Annotated in this window: 22 protein-coding genes; 10 read left to right on the forward strand and 12 right to left on the reverse strand. The window is 43.1% G+C overall.

All coding sequences use genetic code 11. From position 1 onward, the window contains the following. The first annotated feature begins 50 nt into the window (after positions 1–50). Complete coding sequence (locus J4N43_RS08550) at positions 51–1,427, forward strand: alanine/glycine:cation symporter family protein (protein WP_005377785.1); 1,377 nt, start codon at positions 51–53, stop codon at positions 1,425–1,427. Between the two features lie 118 nt (positions 1,428–1,545). On the opposite strand, the gene J4N43_RS08555 is transcribed toward J4N43_RS08550, so the two are convergent. Next, positions 1,546–2,112, reverse strand: a complete 567-nt coding sequence (locus tag J4N43_RS08555) for a hypothetical protein (RefSeq protein ID WP_005385713.1) — start codon at positions 2,110–2,112, stop codon at positions 1,546–1,548. Then, positions 2,112–2,747: a LysE family translocator gene (locus J4N43_RS08560; protein WP_017820932.1), complete on the reverse strand. Its 636-nt coding sequence runs from the start codon at positions 2,745–2,747 to the stop codon at positions 2,112–2,114. Before J4N43_RS08560 ends, J4N43_RS08555 begins: the two co-directional genes overlap by 1 nt. 223 nt (positions 2,748–2,970) lie before the next feature. On the opposite strand from J4N43_RS08560, the gene J4N43_RS08565 reads away from it, so the two are divergent. Further along, positions 2,971–4,443 (forward strand): carboxypeptidase M32, encoded by a 1,473-nt coding sequence (locus J4N43_RS08565; RefSeq protein ID WP_158159642.1) that lies wholly within the window; start codon positions 2,971–2,973, stop codon positions 4,441–4,443. A gap of 70 nt (positions 4,444–4,513) precedes the next feature. Here the strand turns inward: J4N43_RS08565 and J4N43_RS08570 are convergent, their stop codons facing one another. The 3 genes from J4N43_RS08570 to J4N43_RS08580 all read right to left on the reverse strand — a co-directional run bounded on the left by J4N43_RS08570 (position 4,514) and on the right by J4N43_RS08580 (position 6,730). Continuing rightward, on the reverse strand, positions 4,514–5,464 hold the full coding sequence (locus J4N43_RS08570; RefSeq protein ID WP_137281935.1) for an LpxL/LpxP family Kdo(2)-lipid IV(A) lauroyl/palmitoleoyl acyltransferase: 951 nt from the start codon (positions 5,462–5,464) through the stop codon (positions 4,514–4,516). A gap of 420 nt (positions 5,465–5,884) precedes the next feature. After that, on the reverse strand, positions 5,885–6,220 hold the full coding sequence (locus J4N43_RS08575) for a DMT family transporter (protein WP_169644527.1): 336 nt from the start codon (positions 6,218–6,220) through the stop codon (positions 5,885–5,887). 123 nt (positions 6,221–6,343) lie between these two features. Further along, positions 6,344–6,730 carry a DUF6559 family protein gene (locus J4N43_RS08580; RefSeq protein WP_158159641.1) on the reverse strand — a complete coding sequence of 129 codons (387 nt, stop codon included), beginning with the start codon at positions 6,728–6,730 and terminating at the stop codon, positions 6,344–6,346. 340 nt (positions 6,731–7,070) lie between these two features. Between J4N43_RS08580 and metA the strand changes: the two genes are divergently transcribed. The 7 genes from metA to J4N43_RS08615 all read left to right on the forward strand — a co-directional run bounded on the left by metA (position 7,071) and on the right by J4N43_RS08615 (position 17,182). Beyond that, positions 7,071–8,012, forward strand: coding sequence for a homoserine O-acetyltransferase MetA (metA, locus tag J4N43_RS08585; RefSeq protein ID WP_158159640.1), 942 nt, complete (start codon positions 7,071–7,073; stop codon positions 8,010–8,012). Positions 8,013–8,191: 179 nt separating this feature from the next. After that, on the forward strand, positions 8,192–8,917 hold the full coding sequence (gene pilW / locus J4N43_RS08590; protein WP_151514736.1) for a type IV pilus biogenesis/stability protein PilW: 726 nt from the start codon (positions 8,192–8,194) through the stop codon (positions 8,915–8,917). A gap of 267 nt (positions 8,918–9,184) precedes the next feature. After that, a complete protein-coding gene (locus J4N43_RS08595) occupies positions 9,185–10,114 on the forward strand; it encodes a phosphate/phosphite/phosphonate ABC transporter substrate-binding protein (RefSeq protein ID WP_005385723.1) in 930 nt (309 codons plus the stop codon). After that, positions 10,114–12,270: a GGDEF domain-containing phosphodiesterase gene (locus J4N43_RS08600; RefSeq protein ID WP_053306907.1), complete on the forward strand. Its 2,157-nt coding sequence runs from the start codon at positions 10,114–10,116 to the stop codon at positions 12,268–12,270. Before J4N43_RS08595 ends, J4N43_RS08600 begins: the two co-directional genes overlap by 1 nt. 156 nt (positions 12,271–12,426) lie before the next feature. Then, complete coding sequence (locus tag J4N43_RS08605) at positions 12,427–15,603, forward strand: response regulator (protein ID WP_149191831.1); 3,177 nt, start codon at positions 12,427–12,429, stop codon at positions 15,601–15,603. Between the two features lie 9 nt (positions 15,604–15,612). Continuing rightward, a complete protein-coding gene (locus tag J4N43_RS08610) occupies positions 15,613–16,089 on the forward strand; it encodes a hypothetical protein (RefSeq protein WP_017633987.1) in 477 nt (158 codons plus the stop codon). A 1-nt stretch (position 16,090) separates the two neighbouring features. Next, positions 16,091–17,182: a sulfate ABC transporter permease gene (locus J4N43_RS08615; protein ID WP_252094105.1), complete on the forward strand. Its 1,092-nt coding sequence runs from the start codon at positions 16,091–16,093 to the stop codon at positions 17,180–17,182. A 151-nt stretch (positions 17,183–17,333) separates the two neighbouring features. On the opposite strand, the gene J4N43_RS08620 is transcribed toward J4N43_RS08615, so the two are convergent. The 4 genes from J4N43_RS08620 to J4N43_RS08635 all read right to left on the reverse strand — a co-directional run bounded on the left by J4N43_RS08620 (position 17,334) and on the right by J4N43_RS08635 (position 19,261). Beyond that, on the reverse strand, positions 17,334–17,645 hold the full coding sequence (locus J4N43_RS08620) for a hypothetical protein (RefSeq protein ID WP_054577887.1): 312 nt from the start codon (positions 17,643–17,645) through the stop codon (positions 17,334–17,336). Between the two features lie 202 nt (positions 17,646–17,847). Next, complete coding sequence (locus J4N43_RS08625; protein ID WP_005377800.1) at positions 17,848–18,282, reverse strand: Mpo1 family 2-hydroxy fatty acid dioxygenase; 435 nt, start codon at positions 18,280–18,282, stop codon at positions 17,848–17,850. Between the two features lie 119 nt (positions 18,283–18,401). Beyond that, entirely contained in the window at positions 18,402–18,755 is a 354-nt protein-coding gene (locus tag J4N43_RS08630) for an MmcQ/YjbR family DNA-binding protein (RefSeq protein WP_054577888.1), read from the reverse strand. Positions 18,756–18,778: 23 nt separating this feature from the next. After that, positions 18,779–19,261 carry a MarR family winged helix-turn-helix transcriptional regulator gene (locus tag J4N43_RS08635; RefSeq protein WP_017633984.1) on the reverse strand — a complete coding sequence of 161 codons (483 nt, stop codon included), beginning with the start codon at positions 19,259–19,261 and terminating at the stop codon, positions 18,779–18,781. Positions 19,262–19,371: 110 nt separating this feature from the next. On the opposite strand from J4N43_RS08635, the gene J4N43_RS08640 reads away from it, so the two are divergent. Further along, positions 19,372–20,259, forward strand: a complete 888-nt coding sequence (locus J4N43_RS08640) for a DMT family transporter (protein ID WP_005385740.1) — start codon at positions 19,372–19,374, stop codon at positions 20,257–20,259. Positions 20,260–20,391: 132 nt separating this feature from the next. Here the strand turns inward: J4N43_RS08640 and J4N43_RS08645 are convergent, their stop codons facing one another. The 3 genes from J4N43_RS08645 to J4N43_RS08655 form a co-directional block, all read right to left on the reverse strand. Beyond that, positions 20,392–21,888 carry an EAL domain-containing protein gene (locus J4N43_RS08645; RefSeq protein WP_054574100.1) on the reverse strand — a complete coding sequence of 499 codons (1,497 nt, stop codon included), beginning with the start codon at positions 21,886–21,888 and terminating at the stop codon, positions 20,392–20,394. 346 nt (positions 21,889–22,234) lie between these two features. Continuing rightward, on the reverse strand, positions 22,235–23,506 hold the full coding sequence (gabT, locus tag J4N43_RS08650) for a 4-aminobutyrate--2-oxoglutarate transaminase (RefSeq protein ID WP_054574099.1): 1,272 nt from the start codon (positions 23,504–23,506) through the stop codon (positions 22,235–22,237). 14 nt (positions 23,507–23,520) lie between these two features. Next, entirely contained in the window at positions 23,521–24,948 is a 1,428-nt protein-coding gene (locus J4N43_RS08655; RefSeq protein WP_053047234.1) for an NAD-dependent succinate-semialdehyde dehydrogenase, read from the reverse strand. Positions 24,949–24,963 lie beyond the last annotated feature (15 nt).

Below are 24,963 nucleotides of genomic sequence, written 5' to 3' on the forward strand. Positions count from 1 at the left end.
CTCGTCCTTTCCCTCTTCTCCTTATTAGTTGTTTTATTAAGGGGAAATCATTGAACAACCTACAATCTTTACTACAAACCATCGATAATTTTGTCTGGGGTCCACCGCTGCTTATTTTGCTAGTAGGTACAGGTGTTTACTTCACTTTTAGCCTTGGCTTGATCCAGTTTAAACACCTCCCAACAGCGCTAGCGATGGTATTCAGTAAAGATAAGTCATCTAATACTCAAGGTGACGTTTCTAGCTTTGCAGCTCTTTGTACTGCGCTCTCAGCAACAATTGGTACTGGTAACATTGTTGGTGTTGCCACAGCAATCAAACTCGGTGGACCAGGCGCTCTATTCTGGATGTGGCTCGCTGCCCTTTTCGGAATGGCGACTAAATACGCCGAATGTTTGTTGGCGGTTAAGTACCGAAGAGTCGATGATAAAGGCCAAATGATTGGTGGCCCAATGTATTACTTGCAATACGGTGTTGGCTCAAAAGCTCTCGCGATCATGTTTGCAGTGTTTGCTTTGGGTGTTGCTTGTTTTGGTATCGGTACGTTTCCACAAGTAAACGCGATTCTGGATGCAAGTGAGATATCTCTTGGTGTTAACCGTGAGCTATCTGCCTTTGTACTAACTCTTTTGGTTGCTTTCGTAACTTTGGGTGGCATCAAATCCATTGCTAACGTTGCAGGAAAAGTGGTTCCTACCATGGCTGTATTTTATGTGTTGGCGTGTTTAAGCGTGATCATCATGAATGCAGACCAATTGTTCAATGCCGTTGAATTAGTGCTGGTTTCAGCCTTTACATCAACAGCAGCGACGGGTGGTTTTTTAGGTGCAAGCATCATGCTGGCAATCCAATCAGGTATCGCTCGCGGTGTGTTCTCAAATGAATCAGGTTTGGGTAGCGCGCCTATGGCAGCAGCAGCAGCGAAGACAGACTCTTGTGTTAAACAAGGCCTAATTTCAATGACGGGTACCTTTTTCGATACCATCATTATTTGCACCATGACAGGCCTTGCTCTAATCCTGACCGGTGCATGGCAAAGTGACCTAGCAGGTGCCGCGATGACGACTCATGCTTTTGCGGTGGGTTTAAATGCAGATACATTTGGCCCTATGCTCGTCTCAATCGGTTTGATGTTCTTCGCTTTTACCACCATTCTTGGTTGGAACTACTACGGTGAGCGTTGCGTTGTGTTCTTGTTCGGAACTAAAGCTGTGCTTCCATACAAACTGATTTTCGTTGGCTTGGTGGCATCTGGTGCATTCCTTCACCTCGATATGATTTGGCTACTGGCTGATATCGTAAACGGTCTGATGGCAATTCCTAACCTGATTGGTTTGATCGCACTGCGTCACGTCGTACTGGCAGAAACCAAACTGTTCTTTAGCTCAACATCGCAATCAGGTGAAGTTGAAGCAGTGAAAGCTTAGTGAAACGACAGCTGTTCGGTCACAAACTACCAGTAACGGAGAGCAAAGCACATTAGAAATGGTAAAAACATAAAGCCCGCTATTATTTAGCGGGCTTTATTTATCTTCGGTTAAATGGTTAATCTCTCAACCATTGATGCTCAACGTTTTCTCCACGTTCTTCAAAAAACTTCGCATTTTTTTGCTTGAATTGATCCGCTTTCAACTCTGATAGCGGCCAGTCTAAAAATGCTTCTGTTACAAACGAGTCGCCGACACCAACCTCAATCGATTCCAGATGTTTCCCGATGTAGCGATAAAAGTAGCCTTGCCCAAACGCATCGCACACCATAGGTACATGCCTGACACGTTGATGATTGACAGAGACCGAAGCCCAAGTCGTCGTTTTAGGTTCACAGGTTTGCTCTTTTACAACGTCGACCTCAAATTTATTGTCCATAGTTGTCGAAACAAAAACGACAATAGCGTCATGCAAATACACACGCCTGAGCAATAACTGTTTAGTGTCTTGAGTTCGCGTTTGTTGTATTCCATTAGCAAAAGGCTCGAAGTAGCCCCAGTGCCAAGACCAGATCATGCCGCGTTGCGCAAACTGTACTTGTGGCCACGTATGCCAAGCAACAGCGGCACCTATCCCCACAATAAATACAGCGAGTAGTATCAACAATCGATAAATATTACGCATTAAACGGGTTTTTCAATTAATAACTTCACACCAAGTGCGACTAATACTGCGCCCGTCGCGCCTTCCATCCACTTCATAAAGCTTGCATTCTTTAGTAGATTTTTAGCCGAGTTAAGCGCGCCAGCTAAACCACACTGCCAAACCATCGCAATAGCAAAGTGTACAGATGCCATCATCATTGATTGAAGCAAGGGTGAACCTTCTGGATTCACAAACTGTGGCAAGAAAGCCAAATAGAAGACCGCCGTTTTCGGGTTCAAGACGTTAGAAAGAAAGCCCTCTCTAAAAGAGCGCTTACCATTAAACACTTCGTGAATCTGCTCGGTCACGGTCAATCCATCTTTCGACGACATTAGCGCTTTTAAACTGCTCAAACCAAGCCAGATAAGATAAGCTGCGCCAATCATTTTTACGATTTGGAACAACTCTGCTGATTGCGCAAGAATCGCCGAGATACCAACCGCAGAAAAAAAAGCATGTACGAATAAGCCAAAGCAAATCCCTAGACTGGTTGTACATCCATCTTTTAGGCCCGATCGGCTAGTGTTACGGATAACAAGTGCAGTATCTAAACCTGGCGTTAACGTTAAAATCGTAATGGCAATAATAAATGCCTCGAAATTCAAAATATCCATATTATCGTGATAATTAATTGTCAATCCTTCATCAATACCGCCAATCCACAAGATTCGCAAGCTTCTTTTTTAAGAGAGCTATACAACTGGGTGAGTTTATTGACAATGGGTTGGAGTTAATTGTTAATTATTAGTAAATTAACGCATGTTGCTTAGTGCAACACCATATGAAGGACCCGTTATCGGGTGTTTAGGGAAAGAACAAAAGAATAAGAGTAGTCACATGAACGCATTTACAAAACTCGTTGAACATTCCAAAAAAGTGGCAAATTTTGAGCATCTATCTGCCATCATAGATTGGGATCAAGCAGCGGTCATGCCACCTGGTGGCGCTGAAGCACGCTCGAATGCCACGGCAGAGCTCGATGTACATATCCATTCTTTAATGACTCAACCGCACTTGGGAGAGCTTTTCGCTCAGGCAGAAGAAGAGACGCTGTCTACAAAAGAAAAATCTATCCTAAGAGAAATGAAGCGTGGGTGGCAGCAAGCTAACTTACTACCAGAATCATTAGTTCAAGCTCAATCTCTTGCTGGCTCCAAATGTGAACATGCATGGCGTACACAACGTGGAGAAAATGACTGGGCTGGTTTTGAAAAGAACTGGGCTGAAGTCGTAAAGCTATCGCAGGAAGAAGCGCAAATTAGAGCCGAAGCAAATGGCACGACTCCTTATGATGCCATGCTCGATGTTTATGAACCTGGCACAACATCTGCGTCGTTAGACATTCTTTTTGCTGACGTGAAAACCTGGCTTCCTACTTTGATCGATGAAGCGCTTGAAAAACAACAATCAGACAACATCTTATTGCCAACTGCGCACTACCCTGCGGAAAAGCAAAAAGCGCTCGGTTTGGAAGTCATGAAGCTACTTCAATTCGATTTTGAACACGGTCGACTTGATGAGAGTACCCACCCATTTTGTGGCGGTGTACCGACAGATGTGCGTATTACGACACGTTATAATGAAAACGAGTTTGTCCAATCATTGATGGGGATTGTCCACGAAACTGGCCATGCTCGATACGAGCAAGGGCTACCAAAAGATTTATCAGGAACACCCGCGGGAGAAGCTCGCTCTATGGGTATTCATGAATCACAATCACTCTTCTTTGAAATGCAAATAGGACGAAGCAGCGCGTTTATCGATCACCTCGCTCGACTGGCTTCTAACCATTTTTCTGGTAGTGAATTCGAAAAAGCCAATTTAGCCAAAATTTACACTCGCGTAGAAAAAGGCTTTATTCGCGTAGATGCTGACGAACTAACATATCCCGCTCACGTTATTCTTCGATATGAAATTGAGCGAGATCTCATGAACGGCGTCATCAAACATACAGATGTACCAGAACTCTGGAACGAAAAGATGAAAGCGTACTTGGGGCTATCAACCGAAGGAAACTTCAAAAATGGCTGTATGCAAGATATCCATTGGACAGACGGAAGTTTTGGCTATTTCCCGTCCTACACGCTCGGTGCGATGTACGCTGCACAATTTATGGCAGCAATGAAACAAACCATCGATGTAGATGCGGTTATTCGTTCTGGCGACTTAGCTCCGATATTCAATTGGCTCTCGGAAAACATCTGGAGTAAAGGTAGCTTATTCACCACTGATGAGTTGGTAAAACAAGCCACGGGTGAAACACTGAATGCTAAACACTTTCAAGCTCACCTAAAAGATCGCTACTTATAAAGCGAAAAGAATAGAAAGTAAAAGCCCAAGGTTCGTACGTTCCTTGGGCTTTTTTTAGGCTCTCTATGTGCTATGCCAAGCTAGGGATGAGCCTAGGCTTGTACAAACAGTCCTCACCCTCTGGTCTAGTTTTAAACCGACGATGAAGCCACATATACTGGCTCGGACTTGCCATGATTGATGTTTCAACTATTTGATTCACGAATGCGGCGGCGCGTTGATGATCCTCTTTCGGGAAACCTTCGACGGGCGCACTAATGGTTAGGGTATAGTGTCCGTCTTTTCCTCTTACCATCGTAAAAGGCACAATGGCGCAATCTGTAGAATCAACCAACAAACTTGTGCCTGTCGTAGTACAAGCATTTTTAACGGCAAATAACGGTGCAAATGTCGAGCGTCGGTTACCATAATCGTGGTCCGGTGCATACCAAACCCGCTCACCCGTTTTAAGTGCTTCAAGCATGGCTTTGACGTTTTTACGATCAATCAGTGTACGATTAGAGCGAGAGCGTCCCTTATACTGAAAATAATCAAAGCACGGATTATTGTTTGGGCGATAAACACCGGTTCCAGACTTTTTAATGCCAAAAGCTCGAGCACCTAACTCTAGATTCATTGAGTGTACGGCCAACATTAATGCACCTTTGCCTGACTTCTCTAAAGCCTCTAGATGCTCCATGCCTTTTATCGTGACGTGTTTGTTTACCCGTTTATCTGACCAAAACCATGCCATTGCGGTCTCAAAAAGTGCGATGCCAGTATTGTCGATGTTGTCTTTTAGAATTGCTTCGCGTTGGCATTTTTCCATATGAGGGAAGCAAAGCTCAAGATTGCGTCTGATCGTAACTTGACGTTTTCTCATGAATCGCATAGCTAAACGACCAATGTTGCGTCCCAAAGCTAGTTGAACTTTAAAAGGAAGGAGGCTAAGTAAGTACATCACGCTAATGATAATTAACGTTCCCCAGTAACGAGGCAAAAGAAATTCGGCCTTGAATGCAGGCTTTTTGTATTTGTTCATGTAAGTATTGTCAGATGTGCCCATCTATAAGTGATAAAAACAATGATAATGGACTGCACTTTTATCATTGATAACGCTAATAACATAAATTAAAGCGCGCGGATTCTATGGTTCTTCGACACACTACACAATAAGAACTTTGCAGAAATATGTAGGGAATGAAAAAGCAGTAAAGATGAGTCGCCACGTTAACATCTATCGGAGTGATTTATCTACTGCCCTTTCCTAAAGTTTGAAGAAACATAACTTTGTATTTTCAATGCGCTAAATAATGCCTGTTTTTCAATCACATAATGCGACCGTGATGAATGCAACAATAAGACATCATATCAATACTCGCCATTAGCGATTGAATTTGCACTAAAAAGCCGCAGCAATTTCTCGCTGCGGCTTCTTATTCACTTAACAAGTAGAGTGGCGTTATTCGTACCCTACTGTTTTGGATAATAAATTTACGATCAACACACCAGCGATGATAAACCCAATACCAACTAGGGCTGGTAAGTCTAGACGCTGTCCGTAAACAAAGTAACCAACCGTCGCAACCAAAACGATCCCAGCACCACTCCATATGGCATAAACAACCCCAACAGGCATTGTTTGCACTGTGACGGAAAGCAAGAAGAAAGCGATGCCGTAACCAATCAAAACGACTGTGCTCGGCATTACTTTCGTAAATTGCTCTGTTTTGGGAATATAAGAAGTGGCAATCACTTCACATACAATCGCTATCGACAGCGCCAACATTGGTGGCATAGAGACAAGCATTTTGAACATAAGGCATTAACGCTCAACAGAAATGTAACCGACAACATGTCCGGATAATTAGGCCGCGCATTATACCCAACTCATCTCACGATGGAATACCACTAACGATGTTTACACACCATCACTTTCGCTTACTTTTTGATGACCAGGTAAAAGGCTGACGTTTTGGTGCTGACGAGAAATTTCAAAGTAGATATGCATATCAATCGGCTCAGGTGTATTGAGTAGCATCTTACCTACTTCACGTTGGAAATGACCATAATTACCTAGCTCATCCGTTAGTTCTAGGAGCTCGTAAGAGGCTTCATCGGCAAACATTCCATACGCATACTGATAATGACTGACATCCTTGCTCTTATCATAACCCAGCTTTTGAAGAACTTGATCAATCTCTTCCGGCGTATAAATGTCTTTATCACCAAACGAATGCAGTAGCACGCAAGGAACTTCTTGAGCGATGCTCTGAATCTTTGTCTTTCTCTTGAAAATACCGAACATAATGTCCTCCACTGACGATGTTTCCAAATATGCACATTAATGCAAAATGGTGAGCTGATTGTTTTTAGTATGGCTCATTAATTTGAGACTTCCTTACTACGAAGTCACCTTCACATATTAACGTGATCGCATAATTACCAGCAAATAGTACACACTGCGTTTCAAACCTATCTCATCAGAAACTCTGCTTTAGTCACAATTGTGTGACAACCCCGAGTACGGTTTACCATAATGTAAAGAGTAGATTGAAAAGTCGGATTTCGTATCGACATCTAAACTTAATTAAGTTAGCTTTAGAAGTATAGACGTCTAGATTGACTATACTTAGGGAGAGAAAGTCGTGCCAATTAGAATTCCAGATCAATTACCAGCTACCGATGTATTAAGGACAGAAAACATCTTCGTGATGAGTGAAACGCGTGCAGCGAGTCAGGAAATACGTCCTTTAAGAGTGCTGATCCTTAATCTGATGCCAAAAAAAATAGAGACTGAAACTCAGTTTCTGCGTCTACTCTCAAACAGCCCACTACAGGTTAACGTCGAATTACTGCGCATTGATAACCGCCCGAGTAAAAATACGCCAACTGAACATTTAGACACGTTTTATCGCCAATTTGAAATGGTGCGAGATAAAAACTTCGATGGCATGATCATTACTGGGGCTCCATTAGGTTTGGTGCAATTTGAAGATGTCATTTATTGGGATCATCTCAAAACCATCATGGAGTGGGCAAAAGATCATGTGACATCCACTCTTTATGTTTGCTGGGCTGCGCAAGCAGGGTTAAAGCTACTCTACGATCTACCTAAAAAAACGCGTAAAGAAAAACTTTCAGGCGTGTATCATCATCAAATCCATCATCAGTTTCACCCTATCTTACGCGGATTTGATGACACGTTTTTGGCTCCTCACTCGCGTTACGCAGATTTTTCGCCTCACTTTCTAGAAGAGCATACTGACTTAGACATTTTAGCGACATCGGATGTCGCAGGTGTGTACTTGGCCACCACAAAAGACAAACGAAATGTCTTTGTCACAGGACACCCTGAGTATGATTCTCACACTTTACATAATGAATATATCCGAGATTTAAGCGAAGGTATGGAGCCCGCTATTCCTGTCAACTATTACCCAAACAACAACCCAGATAACCCACCAATTGCAAGCTGGAGAAGCCATGGACACCTCCTCTTTTTAAACTGGCTGAACTACTGTGTTTATCAGCAAACACCGTACGACCTCGAGCACTTCAGTGAAGATGCTTTCACTAAAGACGATTAGCTTCAAAATAAGCAAACAAAGCACTCATCATTACCGAAATGTAATATGTGAACCAAGCCGCCATATGGCGGCTTTTTCATAACAGTTTGCAAACCTGATCGCATAGTGTTTTTTCCTCAATAGGTTTTTGCTAAGTAATTCATATCATGCAGAAAGATTCAGGGATGTAGGGATAAAGAATGAAAACAGCAAAGCTCGGTGCACTAATATTATTGTCTCAGTTTGCACTCGTGGGTTGCGTGACGGTGAAAGAAGATGGAAGCCCTGTCGTTAAAGCCGATCCTGTGGCAATGGCAGAATCACGTATCGCACTTGGCTTAGGTTATTTAGACGGCGGTAACATGATTCGCGCGCATGATAACTTACAACAAGCCTTAAACCACGCACCTCAATACTATCGCGCGCAATTATCTATGGCTCACTACTACGAAACGGTTGGTGAAGATATTAAAGCCGAACAGATGTATAAACGCTCTCTACGCCAACACACTAAAAACGGAAATGTGCTCAATAACTACGGTACTTTTCTTTGCAAGCGAGGTGACTTCGAAAAAGCCGATCAGATGTTTAATCGAGCCATTGAGCAGCCTTATTACTACCTTATTCCAGCGAGCTATGAGAATGCAGCTTTTTGTGCGCTAAAATCACAAGATAAAGACAAAGCGAGATACTACTTTACTAGAGCTATCGATCATGACCCCCATAGACCAAAATCGATTTTGCAACTCGCTAAAATAGAAATTGATAGCGGTGATTATACTGAAGCTAGAATTCGATTAATGAGATTCAATCAAATGTATGGCGTGAAGAAGCCCTCTTTGCAACTCATGATTCAACTTGAACGTGCAGCAGGCAATGAAGCTCTCCAGAAAAAGTATCAAAAACAATTGGAGAATTTTTCTTAGTACAAAATAGCGATACAGATGGCGCATTAGCTCACAGCCAATACTGCGCTTGACCAAGAATCCGGTGAATTCAGACTCACGGTGATACATTCATCCTGTACATAAACGTCAAATTCGGTACTATTTGAACGGAATAAGTGACCAAGTCACATTATAAAAAGTGCGCACACAACGAAATTTGTACATCATACTGTTTTTAAGATTGATTTCGGCACATTGATAAATACTAAATATTACTGACATGCACCAGAAGGAAGTTGAAGCCGGATGAAACCTGCCTGCACTCTGTTATTACTCACTTTGCTGAGTTCACCTTTTGTCGTCAGTGCACAAGAAAATATTGAGAAAACATTCACATTTGGCATTGTGTCCAATAAAGCCCAAAGCAAAATCAAAAAAGCGACGCCCCTTACTCAGTATGTAACTGAAAATATGGCTGAATATGGTTACGCAAAAGGGGCGGTAAAGGTATTTAAAAATTATCGTCAGCTCGCGGTTGCGCTTGAAAATGGCACCGTTCAAATTGCAACGGCGACCCCCTTTAATGCGATGACCTTAGAAAAGGAGTCTAATAGCCAAGTTCTTGCTATACGATGGAAAAAAGGCCTGCAAAAATATCATACGGTGTTCTTTACTAATAAAGAGAGTGGCATTGAGTCACTTTCTGACCTGCGCGGAAAAACGCTTGTTTTCGAAAAGCGTACGTCTACCAGCAGCTATTACCTACCTGCGATTACATTGCTGAATCACGGAGAAAAACTGCAATACCTTCCCTCTCCTGATGACAAACCGGCCAAAGACAGTATTGGTTATTTATTCCTTGATGAGCAACTCGCTCAGTCAAATGAAATCAACCTATCTGTATGGGTATATAAACAGAGAGTTGCAGCAGGAGCATTCAGTAACTTCAACTGGAACAATCCCAAAGATTTGCCAGAGAACATGAAAGACAAACTAGCGATTTTTTCTCGTTCTGTTGAAATACCCAGGGATTTGATTCTCGCTTCTCCAAGCATGAGCCTAGAGCAACAGCGTAAAATCACGTCCATACTGCTTGATATGGATACAACTCACGAAGGCTCTCTCGCACTTAAAAAGTTTCAGAACACCAAAAAATTCAGCGCGCTTACTCCAGAAATGCGAGCCTCCTTAAGTACAGTGCGCAAGTCAGTTCACTTGTTACCGAAGGTGGATTGATGTTTCAAAAGCTCTCACTCGAAACCAAATACATTTGCTCGACAATGTTCGTTGTCTTGTTTGTTGTGGTGATAAATCTTGCGTTATACATGCACGGTTACGATGCCTATTCAAATAGCTTAACTCAACAAATCACGAACAACTCTCAAGAAAAAACAGAATCTTACGTTAAGCAAAAAGGGTTGGTTTATGCAGAGCTATTATCAAAACAGCTTTTTGATCCACTCTATACAGACAATATCAGTCAAGCGTATGAGCAAATTAAGGCAACATTGAGCCAGCCAGATGTCTCGAAAATACATGTTGTTGACAATGAAGGGCTAATCTTTCACGACGGCACTACTCAGCTAAGGATGTTTGCCCAACCTCATTACCGCTCTCCTTTTATTTTGAAAGCAATAGAAGAATCTAGAACTCTCGTTTCCTTTTCCAAGCATCAGTTGGAGATCGCAGCGCCGATTCAGCAATCAAACATTACTCTTGGGGCGGTGTATCTTGAGCTTAACTTGATACATCTACTGGAAGAGAAAGAACAGAATATTGAACAAGTCCAAGCGATTACCTCAAACGATAAACAGAAGATGTTTAACTTGCTGCTAACGATCAGTGGGATATCCGTTCTATTCGGTAGCATCATCGCTTATGCTTTGGGGCGGTCGTTAACTAAGCCACTCAAGCAACTAAAAGATCAATTTTCAGAGTCAAATACCCAAGCGCTGCCAGTCACCGACATACAAAGCAAAGATGAAGTGGGAGAACTTATTTCGGCGTACAACAAAATGTCAAACAAAGTGAACCGATACACCAGCCGAGTTGAGTTCATGGCGTACCACGATATTCTGACTTCCCTGCCAAACCGAGAAAAGTTACTCATTGATATTCAAACGCAAATAACTGACCACAAATCCCCCTCACTCGCGGTTGTGTTTATTGACTTGGATGACTTTAAGCACATTAACGATAACTACGGACATAACATTGGGGATAAATTGCTAGGCCATCTTGCCTCAGAGCTTCAAAGCCGTTTGCCGAGTTATTTTAAGCCGCTTTACCGCCTTTCTACCATCGTAAGTCGAGTAGGTGCGGACGAATTTGTACTGGCCTTTCCGTGCTCGGACAATCATGAAGCTAGAGAAAAAGCGCACGCTATTCATCGCCAACTACTCTCTCCCTTTAGTTTGGAAGAGAACGATATTCAAATTACGGCAAGCCTCGGAATTGCTGTGTATCCAGAATTTGGTTCAAACGCTGAGTCTCTTTTACAGCTTTCCTCTCTTGCGGCGCAGGAATCTAAAAGACGCGGTAAAGACATTATGACGATATACGATTCCACGTTTGATGAAACGATTAAACAACGTTTATACATAGAACGAGAACTGCGTCGTTCAGTACGTGACTTGTCTCAATTCGAGCTGTGGTATCAACCACAATTTGATCTAAAAACCTATCGCCTAATTGGGGTCGAAGCATTGGTTAGGTGGAATCATCCCGAGAAAGGCTATATCAGTCCAGAATCGTTTATCCCGATCGCAGAGCAAAGTGATTTAATATTGGAGCTTGGAGAACATATCATTGAGACGGCAATTGCTCAGCGGGCAATGTGGGCAGAACATTTCGGTACGGATTTTCACATCGCATTAAACTTGTCCCCAAGACAAATCTATCGCCAAGATTTAAGTCAATTATTTTCTAAGTATTTACGACGACATGATGTCGCCCCTCAAACCATTCATGTTGAAGTGACAGAGTCACTTTTTATTGATGATACAGAGAAAGCTCAATATGTGCTTAAAAAACTACAAAGTATCGGAGTGGAAGTTTGGCTAGATGACTTTGGTACGGGGTATTCAGCCCTTGCCTACCTACAACATATGGCTTTTGACGGGCTCAAGATTGATCGTTCATTTATCGCTCAAATCCGAAAAAGCGATCAAGACGATTCATTAGTTCGCGCGATTGTATCCATGGCTCACAACCTAAGAATGAAAGTAGTAGCCGAAGGCGTAGAAACTCAAACTCAACTCACACGAATGGAGTCTCTCCACTGTGACGTCGTACAAGGTTTTTTCTTAGGTAGACCTGTACCTGCCGAGGAATTGATTGCATTTGAATACCAACGAGGGAGTGGCGCTCAAAGCGTCAATCACTTTGCTTAGAACGCCGTTTTGTTAACTATTGCCGCTTAGCGCGTTAGTACTCGTAATGCAATATCGGTCACACTTCCCCCACCTCATTAATATGAATTTTCTCTTAAAATCTAACATCTGAGATAAATAAACTACACTTTTCATATCAACTTCTTGGATATGGAAATGCGCGTGGTAGGAATCTTTTCTTGGAACAACCTGTCGGTAAAACAAAAGCTATTTGGGTTGGTTTTGCTGCCAATTTTATTGTTGCTTGTCCTCGCGGGTAAACATGTACAAAGCCTTTCTATCCAGGCTCAGGAACTACAAAAAGCACAGTTATTCTCTGTCTACATAGACCGCGTATCTTCGCTTTATCACCTACCGAATAACCCTGATGTAATAGATAAGCAACTAAAAACTCAGCAGATATCTCAATTGTTACGCGACACTGCAGCACCAGTATTCGGTGAAAACGCTGAGATACTAAACCAGTTGACAAGCTTTGAGGAAGCAACCCTCTCGATGCTCTCTTCGCAAAATCAAGAAGAAAAGTTAGATGCGGCAGAGTGGCGCGCTGATACGTTCAAAGAAATCCTCATGAGCTTAGACAAAGTCTATTTTAGAAATGTGAGTTATGAAACAAACACTCACCTTTCTTCTTTGATGCAACTTGAATGGTTGATGTTTTGGTCCACTGAAGAGCATAGATTAAGCGAATATTTGATTCGATCTTCAGAGGAAAATAACGAGTATGACCTCACAACACAGGCTTCTATCCAATCTTTAATCCAGAACCAACAACTATTTCTAGAGCGTTTTGTGACGCTAAATGCCAATCAACAACAAGTAGATCTGCTCATTGAGACGTTTACGGGTGAAGTCTTTATCAAAAGCCAAGAGTTTCGTGCTTATTTATTGCAACCAGCTCAACTCAAATCATTAACCCCGGATGAGATTGATGCGGGGTTATCTGCACTCAACAAACGCTTATCGTTATTACAAAGTGTTGACGACAAAATGGAACAGCAGCTGAGTGATGATATATCAAAGACAATCAACACGACGACACAGCACCGCTTTACCTTTATCGCAATGATGAGCCTTTTAACGCTGTTGGTCGTAAGTTTAACGCTAAGATTGGTGCGAAAAGTTACTGGAAACTTGAATCTAGTCCTCAAATTTCTCAGTAACGAAAGCAATGAACAAAGTAACACTGAAAATTCACCTCTTGCTCAACTAATAAAGGGTAAAGACGAGCTGAGTAAGTTTGCTCGAGAGGTAAAAAAGCTTAGTGATGAGCGGATGTTGTCCAGACTAAAGCTCACACAAGCTAAAGAAGATGCAGAACAAGCAAAAGATGATGCAATTAAGGCGAGTAAAGCCAAAAGTAGCTTTTTGGCCAACATGTCCCACGAGATCCGCACGCCGCTAAATGGCGTTATTGGCATCTCTGAAGTGTTATCCGATACTTCCCTGACTGCCACACAACGCGATTACGTCGATACGATTGAAACCTCCTCCCAACTGCTTTTGAGTTTAATTAATGACGTTCTAGACTTCTCAAAAATTGAATCTGGGATGTTGCTCATTAGCCCACATTCAACTTGTGTTCGAGAGTCTATCTATGACATTGCTTCTATCATTTCACCGAAAGCAAAGGAAAAAGGCATCGATGTGCAAGTCAACATTAGCCGTAACACGCCTTACCACGTAATGTTGGATGACCATCGTATACGCCAAGTTGTCATGAACTTCATGTCTAACGCGGTAAAATTTACCGAACAAGGCAGTGTAGAGCTATCGGTCATCACCCGCGAAATAAAAAATGGTGAAGCGGTCATCGAGTTTTCCGTTAAAGATTCTGGGATTGGTATTGATGCCCAGCAGCAAAAGAAAATATTTGCTCCATTTGCCCAAGAGGATAACTCTACTACCCGACAATTTGGGGGAACTGGACTTGGGCTTGCCATTAGCACGCAATTAGTTGAGCTAATGGGTGGAGAAATTCAACTTGAATCCGAGAAAGGTAAAGGCAGTCGCTTCTTCTTTGAACTAACTGCTCCTGTTGTGACGCAAGAGTTTAACGCTTATCACGCTCTGAATCACAACGACATATGGATTGTATGCAGCAGTACTCAACTAGAACAAAAACTGCGTAACGAGTTAAGTTTTTTCAACATCAATATAACGCAGTCAGTAGATACCTTAAGTGCGTTGCCAACGTGGATTGATAACGAGCGCGTTATCGTTATTCATGTAGAAGGATCACCAAATGCAGCGGCGATGCATATCGATGAGATAGAAAGCCTTTGTAAACGAAACATTCGTGTCTGCCTCATCAAGCACCTTCATAGCCCACAATTCGACTTTAGAAGCAGTATCAGCGCCTTGGTCACTCAGCCACTACTAGGGCAGCGCTTAATTAAAGCACTTGAAAGTTGTGCGGCAAATTTCTCGCACGCACAACAAGAGAGCATTTCAGCGCAACATGTTAAATCTTTGCCGAAAATTTTGGTCGTTGATGACAATACGGTCAATCAAAAAATCGCGGGGCTACACGTCACAAAAGCTGGCTTCGACTTTGATGTCGCTGTAAACGGACAAGAAGCGGTTGAGAAATTTCAACAGAATCAATACAGCCTAATTTTAATGGACTGCATGATGCCCGTAATGGATGGATTTGAAGCCACCCAAATAATTCGTCAAATAGAAGTAAAAGAAAAACGCGCTTTCAGAATTCCGATTATTGCTCTAACGGCAAGTGTGGTCGATGACGATATACAAAAATGCTTTGACGTTGGAATGGATGACTATGTGCCCAAACCGTTTAAAGCAGGGTTGCTTAAAGAGAAGTTAGATAAGGCAATAGGGTTACGCGTTTCCAACACGACGCCTGCTGAACCACACCAAGAGAACACCACCCCCGATAAAACTCATGAACTACCTGCAAGTTCTGAGCAACCAGAAGCAACGGTAACGCCTATTCGCTCCGAACGCATCTTGCTTGTCGAAGATAATAGAGTGAACCAGAAAGTGGCTTCTCTATTGCTATCTAAAGCAGGCTATCAATTCGAAGTCGCAGAAAACGGTCAAATTGCAGTCGAAATGTTCCAAAAAGATGGAAAGTTTGATGTTATTTTGATGGATTGCATGATGCCCATAATGGATGGGTTTGAAGCTTCTAGGCAAATTAGAGCTTATGAAGCGAGTAAAGGATTAGCTAAGACGCCCATTATCGCATTAACAGCAAGCGTCGTTGATGATGATATTCAACGCTGCTTTGATTCAGGAATGGATGCCTACGTACCAAAGCCTGTGCGCAAAGAAAAACTGTTGTATCAAATTGAACAAGCAATGTAGGTGGATTCTATGAGTAGAAATCATTCTCGCGTTGCTTTTCCTTTGCGTTACATAAAACGCTATCTGTTTATTCTGATTGCCCTTCTTTCATTAAATTGCCAAGCTCTCGCTGCAGAGAGCTACGCCGTTTTCTCATTTAATGACGAATTCTCTCCGCTCACTGTCAATAAAGCGCGAAAGTTGTACAGAGGGAAGACGCAACTTTTACAAGGCCAGCGAATTGAACTCTCTGACTGGCCTGCGACATCAACAGAAAGAGCTGAGTTCTATCGTTATCTTCTCAACAAAAATTTAGCGCAAATGAACGCGCATTGGGCAAGCTTGTCTTTTTCAGGTAAAGCTAGACCGCCAAAAGTGATTGCACGCTCCAGCATTGATGACCTCATAGCATGGATGCAAGAGAAGCCGAATAGAATTGGTTATGCCCCAACATCGAGCGTCCCTAGTAATGCTCATGTTTTATGTGTGGTTAGCTCGGAGAATTGATATGAAAAAATATTTAACCATGTTATCGCTGAGTATCGCGACCTTTCCGAGCTCAGCCACGATTGAACTAACAGAACAACTTTCTTTAAGTGGTTTTGGCTCTACTTCGTGGGCAAAATCCGATAACCCAACTACGGTACTAGTTAACCGCTTTATTGGCGATGAATCTTGTTTCGATTGCGATACCACTTTCGGCATGCAGCTCGATTATTTTCACAAGGCATTTCGGGCATCCGCACAAGTCGTAAAGCGCCCGCAAGACCATTGGAGCTCGCCTCAGCTCGAGTGGGCGTATTTGGCTTATACCTATAAAAACATAGAAATAAGAGGAGGACGCTTAAGACTGCCACTGTTTTTGATGTCTGAGTACAACTATGTCGGTCACGCTTTTACCCAAGCCCGCCCACCGAATGAGGTATATGACAGCATTCTAGGTATCACGGCTTATAACGGCCTATCTGCACGCTGGATTCATGACCTTAATGAGCAAGTCGTACTTACCGCCATGCCGTTTGTCGGGTTTAAAGACAATAGTGACGTAACCATCAATGAACGTACTGAATTGGAAATTGAGTCAAACAACACTGCAGGGATGAACTTAACGCTAAGCGGAGAGAGCTATCGTTGGAATTTTTCCTACCTCCACGGCGATTATGATCAAACAACGACGCTCTCTAACATTGAGCAGTCCACTCCCGGTGGCGGAACCACAATCATTGACCGTCTAGTTGAAACAGAAAAAAACAACACGATCGATCTGTTTTCTCTAGGGTTAAGATACGAGCTCGATAACATTGTGATTATGGCAGAAGGACAGACCAGCAATCTTTCCTCATCTTGGTACGCGACAACAAGTTATAATGTAAAAAAGTTGACTCCTTATATTGTTTACGGTCAGCAGTTTAATAGTCGGGATAAAAAAAGTGGAGACAGTTTCTTACTCGGATTGAGATACGACCTAGATTACAACGTTTCCCTAAACGCAGAATGGCAAAGGTTCAACGCCTACAATAATAGCTCTGGCGCGTTTTCATCAGCCCCAAAGGATTACAGTGCGAGCCTTTATACGCTAATGCTCAACTTCGTTTTTTAATGTTTCTTACAGTACCAATTTCCACAACGCTAGGGGCTGTTGCATTAAGAAGGCTTTTTGCAACACGTAACTAAACGCTAAACGACTGAAAGGGGTAAAATCGAACAGTTCAGATAGATAAGTGGCAATCCAAACATAGACAAAGGTTACTCTATTTCGGTTTGTTTTGATTGTCTTTTAACCGCTTTTCTTTGCGTCGCAGTGCCCGGAAAAACTTTGACTCTTCGTGGTACCAACCAAGGACACTAATTGGAAAGCCCACGAGCATCATAATAAAAACATCCGCAGGGAGTTGTTCCCAAATGTCGCTTAAAGAATGCAGCTCTCCAAAAATGAACAAACCGATGACTTTACCAAGCAGTAATGCACAACAAATCATAAAGAAGGACTTTAATATATAGTGCCATTTGCCTTTTTTACGCTCTTCTCTCCAATAGGCATATTTATATTGTCGGTCGTACATTCATCCCCCTAAAGTAAACTTGCCGTAAGTTTAAGTATCTCGATAGCGTAAAGTGCGTTGGCACCTCTTTAATCATAGTGCGTATCTAAAGTGAATGCTTGTCGTGGCAATAAGAAGGAGAGGTATTCTGTAGTAAGAGCTACATAATCTCTGAACGTTATATGTCTTGTGTCATTCGGATGATGCCTGATTTTGCTTATCGCTAGTGTTTTCTGAACACCCAAATCGGGCCGATGAGTAGAAACTGTAAATCCTCAAAAAACGACGGTTTTTTACCTTCAATCTTGTGACCGATAAATTGCAATATCCACAATACACCAAACAAGAGCATAGAAATATGCAGAACGGGCAACATCAATACCTCTAGAGACCAAATAAGGCCAATGCACGCTAATGTGTAGCCGATCATCATCATGAATACGCTCAGAGACAAACGAAAATAGAAAACCCAAGTGGGGATCACCGCTACCCAAACCCAATTAAGTTCGAAGCCTAATAATGAAATCTGGGGAATCGACCAAATAAGTCCAACCACAGAAAGGTAAATACCTGGAACTGCGATTGTGTGAATCTTTTGGTTGATAGGGTTTTGGTGACTCTCCCCGTATTCTTTTAGCCATTCAGATAATGCTCGCATATCATTCCCCTTTTCCACCTTCTTATTCTTATATAGCCCGAGGATGAAAAAGGTGCGAATTTTTCCGTAAAGGCTACGAGCAACGAGCGACAAAACAACAGAGGCCAGTGCGTTGCCGATTACTCACCAAGCAACGCTCGTTGTGCTTTCGGCAGCTTGGCAACGACAAGAGCATAAGAGCGTTCACACAAATCTTGAATCAACCCATCCTCGACATCACCGTTAAAATAAACCGTTATCCAATGACGCTTATTTAAGTGATAACCCGGGATAATGTCCGTAAACTGCGACGTTAAGACTTCTCCATCTTCTGGTTTTACTTTTACGCTGACATACTCCCGACCTTTTCTCTCTGCAATGATGGCAAACATCTTGCCTTTGATTTTGTAAACAAGCGCTTCAGGCCCAAATGGGAAATCGCTTTCTGCACACATGAAGGTACTTAAGTATTGTTCTAGTTCTTTGCTTTTCATATCCCCTGCCTCCTTCTGCGTTCTCATTCAAATTGTGGCAATAGCAATTTTAACGCCTGGTTAACCTGCTCTTTTTCATTGCCTTCTAAACCATGCAATAACGATTGCTGAACGTCTACATGCTCCAAAATTAGCTTGTCAATTAAGGTTAAGCCTTGCTCTGTTAGTTCAACGGTGACGCTACGTCGGTCTTCTTTGCTATGGGTTCTGGTAATAAACCCTTTCTTCTCTAGTTTATCTAAGCGATTAGTCATCGCACCCGAAGTGAGCATCATCGACTCTATTAACGCTGAGGGAGTAAGACAATATGGTGAACCAGCTCGACGCAGTGTCGCTAACACATCAAATTCACCCATTTTCAGATCGTACTTCTTATGTAGCTCGGCGACCCTAGATTCCATGTGTTTTGCAATTCGCATTAGTCGACCCATTATTGCCATCGGTTCAGTGTCGAGGTCTGGCTTCTCCCTCGCCCACTGCTCTACCACTCTATCAATTGCATCCATTATTTCTCTCCAAACATCATATATTTTTTATTTTAACATAAAGATACTTTACAAAAAGCCACCTTGCCGATATCGTTACATTTAATTATCTCTACATAAAGATATTTAACATGAACATTTTACTTGCGATGATTCCTGCCTTTTTTTGGGGGACGACTTACGCTGTTACTCAGTTTACTCTACCGGACTGGCCTCCCGTTTTACTTGGTGCTCTAAGGGCACTGCCTGCGGGTCTTTTGTTGCTGGCAATAAAGCCCTCGTTTCCAAAAAGAAGTGAGTGGAAAGTGCTGCTTGTTTTAGGAACCATCAACATCGCTTGCTTCTTTGGTCTCATTTTTGTCATGGCGTTGACGCTTCCTTCTGCCATCTCTGGTGTTGGTATGGTTTCGGTCCCCGTTTTTGCGATGCTGTTTGGTTGGGCGGTCTACAAACGTCAGCCTAGTGGCATTCAAGCGATAAGCGGCGCAACTTTGATTACTTTAGCTTGGTTCTTATTTGATCCTAGCTCTATTTCTCTCGAACCCGTGGGCTTACTTGCGATGATCTCCGCCATTATGTGCATCGTGATAGGAAGTAGCGTAACAAAGTCACTAGGTACAAAAATGCACTGGTGGACAGTGCTAACATGGCAGCTCATTTTGGGTGGCGTGATTATGTCTATCGCAACAAGTGTGCTGGCGATAAACAATCCAGAGCCATATGTTACGGTCGTTCAGGACGTATCCATGACGAATATTCTAGGGTTACTGTGGGTAATTATTCTGAACACTGCATTAGGGTATGGCATGTATGTATGGTTATTACAGCGGATGTCGGTCGTAGATTTTACCTTTGGTGGTATTGCAAACCCTGTCGCAGGCATTGTTTCGGGCCTACTGCTATTGGGGGAAACGTTCACTCCTCTGCAATACAGCTTAATGCTAGGAATGATCGTAATGTCATTACTACCTCAGCTCATTACGTCAATCAAAACGAAAAGAGCCGCACTCTCCTCCTAAGTAACGTTAATTCCTAACACTCTAGAAGTAATGAGAGTGTTAGGAATCCTCAAGTGTAACCCCATCAGCAGAAATCAGCGCTAACCTAGGCAACTGACACCTTTAAAACGGTACGTTTTGACATTATGGCTGTTAAGCGCTTGCAAGGTTAGTCAGGGGCTCTGGTTTAGCGTAAACATAACCTTGAATAAGGTAAATCGCATGCTGAGCCAGATATTCGACTTGAGCCTGGCTCTCTACACCTTCTGCAATCATCTCACATTCCGCTTTGTTCGCTGCAGACACAATTGAGTCCAGCACTTTCAATTTTTGGTCGTCAGATCCTATTGGATCAATAAACATCTTATCCACTTTTAAACATCGGATGCCCAAATCTTGTAGGTAAGAAAAGCCACCATATCCGGTACCAAAATCGTCAATTTTGAACTTGTAGCCTTTATTCGTTAAATACAAAATCTCTTTTTTCGCGGCCTCAGTGTCTTTTACTGGTATTCTCTCGGTCAATTCAAAATGAATTCTATTAGAGATTGGCCAATTTAACTCCGACAGCAACTTCGTTAATACACCTGACTCTAAATGGGAGGAAACAATATTGATGCTGACCCACGTATGCTCGGGTAAGTCACTTAAGTCTTGTATGATTTTACGAATAAGCTGATTGGTCATCGGGATAATCAGGCCACTTTCTTCTGCAGCACCAATAAACATATTTGGTGGCACCATTCCATCACGTCGCGACCATCGAATCAGAGCTTCATATCCTACTGTCTTACCATCGCGACTATCGACAATCGCCTGGTAGTAAGGAATAAATTCTGCATTACTAATCCCATTTTCAATTAGACCTGTAATGGATTTTCTCAAGCTTTTACCAGATATGTATGCAAAGGCAGTCACAAGACCAGCAAGCACACTTACAAGACCGCCCCACAAAAGTACTCTTTCCTGAGCATAATTTTTAAGTTTTTCACCGCTGAATATCTTGATGAGCATGTTGGCTTGAGACTCTCCTGAAAAGAAAAACTCTTTTGAGAGTGCGTTTTCTTCTCCTGCAATATTCGCTTTGCCACGGCTTATCGTTAAATCACCAAATATTGGTTCATCATACTTAAACTCTACAAATAGGCAGTCTTTGCAAGGCGTTTTTATTACCTCGTTAACCCAACTGTTATCAAGCACCCAGAAGACTTCAACGTGTTCATTATCATAAATGACCATCCACTCTATTTGGTCATTCTGTTGCGGCAAAATAAGTGATGCGAAAAAGTTCTCATCCATCTGAAATCGTTCACTACTAGATGGGCGAGACACTTCACTACCAACCGTGGAACACGTTTTTCCGCCTTTTGTGGTCATCGCAATAAAACGAATGTAACGGTTATAAAAACGTGGGTCGCGTAAAGTTCTTACATCACTATCACTACAAGTAAAATCTAACTGAGCAATCTGCTTCACTATTGCTCCGTCCAAATAGGCAGACCTTTGATTTAAATAATCTACGTAAGCATCTATTTTCGACGCTTTTACCGAGTTGACGTAAAAGTTGGTTATCGAATGAAAGGCCACTACAAATATGGCGATGGGAACTAAGCCGAGTAAAATGGCATACCTTGTATTCTTTGTTATCAAAGTTCGTCCTGCTAATCTGTCAAGCAACCTAAGTGGGATATGAATACTATCTCATTTCTATAGTCCAAAAAGTGAGGAATGACGCTCAATAAAATTATAGACTCAAGTGGCTTTCAGATGTCGGGATTTAGAATGTGAGCACCAAACCACATTCGAGGAGAACAAAGTAGCGACTAAGTGGAAAGTAAGAACGAGCCCAACTGTTAAGTCATCCGTAATAAGAGTGACAACTTGGAGCTTGAGCAATACTTTTTAGATAGGCAGCAGATACGTTAAAAAAATAAAAAGGAAACGATTGATGCCAACCGCTTCCTTGATTTGTTATTGCTATTTAAAAGTGCGTGAATTACGCCACTTCAAGAATCACTTTTTCCAACTTATCTAGGCCTTCATTTAGCACGTCAGATTCGATGGTCAATGGAGGTAACAGACGAATCACGTTCGCTTTTACTCCACAAGAAAGCAGGATAAGACCATTTTCTTGCGCTTTAGAAATCACCGCTTTGGTCATCTCTTGCAGTGGTTTGCCTGATTCTGGGTCAGTAAACTCAATCGCCATCATTGCACCCGTGGTACGGATTTCACCGATAGCAGGCACTGATTGTTGCAGTTTCGTCATACGAACATTGACCACTTCACCGATGCCCATTGCTTTAGCACACAAGTCTTCTTCTTCGATGATTTTCAGCACTTCAAGACCTGCAACACAACCAAGTGGCGAGCCCGCATAAGTGCCACCTAAACCACCGGGTAGTGCAGAGTCCATCACATCCGCTTTCCCAACTACCGCTGAGATTGGGAAACCACCAGCAATGCCTTTCGCCATTGTCATTAGGTCAGGTTCAATGCCTAGATACTCTGTTGCAAACATTTTACCGGTACGAGCAAACCCTGTTTGGATTTCATCGGCAATCAGCATGATACCGTGCTTATCACACAGCTGACGCAAGCCTTGTGCAAACGCTTCAGGTGCTTTGTAGAAGCCGCCCTCGCCTTGCACTGGCTCGAAGATAATCGCCGCAACGCGTGAAGGTTCAATATCGCAAGCAAATAGATCGTCGATCGCTTGTAAGCTTTGCTCAACGCTGATGCCGTGGAACGCATTTGGGTACGGCGCGTGGTAGATTTCGTTCGGGAAAGGACCAAAGCCCGCTTTGTACGGCGCAACTTTACCAGTTAACCCCATCGTCATATTTGTGCGACCGTGAAAGCCGCCTTTAAACGCTATCACGCCGCTACGGCCTGTATGAGCGCGTGCCACTTTTACGGCATTTTCGACCGCCTCGGCGCCAGTGGTTAGAAAGATCGCTTTCTTCTTAGTCTCACCTGGTGCAAGTTCTGTCAGCTTTTCAGCCAGCTCAACGAATGACGCGTACGGCGTAACCATCGCGCAGGTGTGCGAAAAGTTATCCAACTGAGCTTTTACCGCTTCGCTAATGCGCTTGTGAGAATGCCCGGTGTTAGTCACCGCGATACCCGCTGCAAAGTCGATGTATTTGTTGCCTTCGATATCCCATACGTAAGCGTTTTCTGCTTTCTCGACGTAAAGTGGGTACAGTGCGCCCATGCCTTGAGCGATAACTTGGCTTCTTCTTTCGTGTAGTTGTTGGTTTGTCATTGTTTTGTCCTTAATTAGTTGCCGCCAAAGCAGAGATATTTCACGTCCATGTATTCATCGATACCTTGTTTTGCTCCTTCACGTCCGATACCGGACTGCTTAACACCACCGAAAGGAGCCACTTCAGTAGAGATCATACCTTCGTTAATGCCGACCATGCCGTATTCGAGCGCTTCTGCGATTTTCCAAACACGGTGAATGTTTTGGCTGTAGAAGTACGACGCGAGACCGTAGATGGTGTCGTTCGCCATTTCGATCAGCTGTTCGTCGCTGTCAAAACGAATCACTGGCGCGACAGGGCCAAAGATTTCCTCGGAAACAATCTTCATGTCGTGAGTAACGTCTTTGAGAACCACTGGCTGCATAAATAGACCATCGAGCTTTTTAAGTTCTGAAACCGGCTTCGCGCCTTGCTCGATAGCACCATCAATAAGCGTCTGAATGCCTTGCTTCGCTGACTCGCTGATCACTGGACCAATGTTGACCCCCTCTTCCAATCCGTTACCAACTTTGAGCTGCTGAACCGCAGCGTCAAACTTAGCAACGAATTCGTCATACACTTTGCTGTGTACATAGAAACGGTTCGCACAAACACACGTTTGACCTGCGTTACGGAATTTCGACGCCATCGCGCCTGCCACAGCTGCATCAATATCCGCATCATCGAATACGATAAATGGCGCGTTGCCACCGAGCTCCATTGAGGTACGTTTGATGTCAGCCGCACTTTGCTGCATCAGCACGCTACCGACTTGAGTAGAGCCAGTGAAAGACAACTTACGAATCAACGGGTGTGAAGTGAAGATAGCACCGACCTGACGGGAGTTTTCCCCCAATACCACTTGCAGCACATCGCGAGGGATACCCGCTTGATAGGCAAGCTCTGCGACCGCAAACGCAGACAGCGGCGTAGATTCAGATGGTTTTACGACAAAGCTACAGCCTGCCGCTAAAGCTGGACCTGCTTTGCGCGTGATCATCGCAATTGGGAAGTTCCACGGTGTAATCGCACAGGCGACACCAATTGGCTGTTTGATGGTCACCAAACGCTTGTCAGCACTTGGGGCAGGAATCGTCTCACCGTAGGTACGTTTCGCTTCTTCAGCAAACCATTCGATAAAGCTCGCACCGTAAAGCACTTCACCTTGAGCTTCCGCTAGCGGCTTACCTTGCTCTAACGTCATCAAACGGCCAAGGTCGGCTTTGTTTTCTAACAGGAGTTGGAACCAACGATTGAGCATGCCAGCACGCATTTTTGCTGGCAGTGCCGTCCACTCTTTCTGCGCCACACTGGCACGTTCAATGCCATTTAAAATGTCGTTTTCGGTTGAGACTGGTGCGTACCCGAGGAGTTCTCCGGTCGCCGGATTAGTCACTGCAATGCCCTGTTGTGGATTCGCTACCATAAACGAAACAAGGCTTTGGTTTTGTATCTGTTGCATGGTCATTCCTTTTGA

The sequence above is a fragment of the Vibrio sp. SCSIO 43009 genome (genome assembly GCF_023716525.1).
Taxonomy (GTDB): domain Bacteria; phylum Pseudomonadota; class Gammaproteobacteria; order Enterobacterales; family Vibrionaceae; genus Vibrio; species Vibrio alginolyticus.